Annotated in this window: 3 pseudogenes; 2 read left to right on the top strand and 1 reads right to left on the bottom strand. The window is 44.2% G+C overall.

The features are described 5' to 3' along the window. Positions 1 to 95: pseudogene (locus tag CIK04_RS25885) on the top strand (two-component system response regulator TorR); the annotation flags it as partial. An 84-nt stretch (positions 96 to 179) separates the two neighbouring features. Here CIK04_RS25885 and elyC read toward each other — a convergent pair. Then, positions 180 to 984, bottom strand: a pseudogene (gene elyC / locus CIK04_RS25880) (envelope biogenesis factor ElyC). 115 nt (positions 985 to 1,099) lie between these two features. On the opposite strand from elyC, the pseudogene CIK04_RS25875 reads away from it, so the two are divergent. Further along, a pseudogene (locus CIK04_RS25875) lies at positions 1,100 to 1,345 on the top strand (tRNA uridine 5-oxyacetic acid(34) methyltransferase CmoM); the annotation flags it as partial.

Here is a 1,345-nt window from a genome sequence, read left to right as displayed (position 1 = left end):
TTCGTCGCATGAGAAGCAAAAATGGAGTTTGATCCTAAAACCCACAAATTTTTGTGACCGTACACGGTGAAGGCTACATGTTTGCAGGCGACTAGGCGATGGCTTAGAAAGCCAAAAATTAACGAAACAAAAAAAGAGCGGTATTAAGCTCTTTTTTTGTTTCTGCAGATCATGATTCATCATTTTGATGCGCGATTCTCTGCCATGATTTGTTCGTCAGTAAGGAGCAAATCTCGCATGCCTTGCCATAGCTGGCCGAGGGTTTCATACCAGTAGCGCTCTGTTTGCTCAAGGTAGATGGCTTTAGGGGCATATCTGTCCCAAGCTTGAGAGATGTTCTTTTGCGCAAGGTAGTTTGTTGGCGTCGGGTAACGGCGTTATGCCAGCGTCATGAAACTCTTTCATTGCACGTGCCATGTGACTGGCTGAAGTGACCAAACCAGCTGTTTTGACGCACAAATGTCCGCTGCTTGTCGCAGCTTCTTCCCAAGTATCTTTGGCATCTTCAAGAAGAATAATGTCTGATTTCGCGACACCCAGAGCCAAAGCCACGTTTGCCATCATTGCCGAGCATGGCTGGTTTCTGAGCCGCCCTGCATAGCCCAGACAGAATCAACTTTGAGCCCGGATACATCTTTAAAATACGAATTCCTTCCTCGTAAACGCATCAACGAAGCACGGCTTAACTCAGACGTAGGGGGGATTTGATCATCCACCACATGGCCATTGCCCATACCATGACGTAATCGACGGTTTGTACTTCGGGTAGAAATACAGAGTATTGCCTTTCTAATGGCATTAATAACTTGCTGGCAACGGGTTGGAAAGAAACCAAGAATATCCCCAAAAAGGAGAATAATATGATGAAACACCCCGTTTTTTGTCTGGTACTAAACATAATCAGCATCAGACCAGCTAAGCCTATTAAAAGTAGTGCTGGCAAAGGCATTAACAGTCGCGAGGCACTTTTTTCAGCTCAAACATACAGAAATAGTCCGAAAAAACATCACTTGATAATAAAAATAAGAGAATGCCTCTTTATATCTGCTTTCCTTATGACAGAATAGCAGCACGATTAGATATGATAACTCAAGCTGCTGTGAACCAAGACCGTAATTTCGACGATATTGCCACAAATTGCAAAAATATTACGGGTCAGACAAAGGCGAGATTCGCCAAGTGATTGTTTGGGAAGATCTTCAACAATTGTTAGCCACCTTTGACGAGGCCAAACAGTCGCTAACCGTATTAGATGCGGGGGGCGGGTTGGCACAAATGTCACAAAAGCTTGCCAAACTCGGACATCACATTGCCTTATGTGATCTATCTTCTGAAATGCTGCAAT

This window comes from Vibrio sp. 03_296 (assembly GCF_002265885.1).
This window is presented reverse-complemented; position numbering and strand designations above follow the sequence as displayed.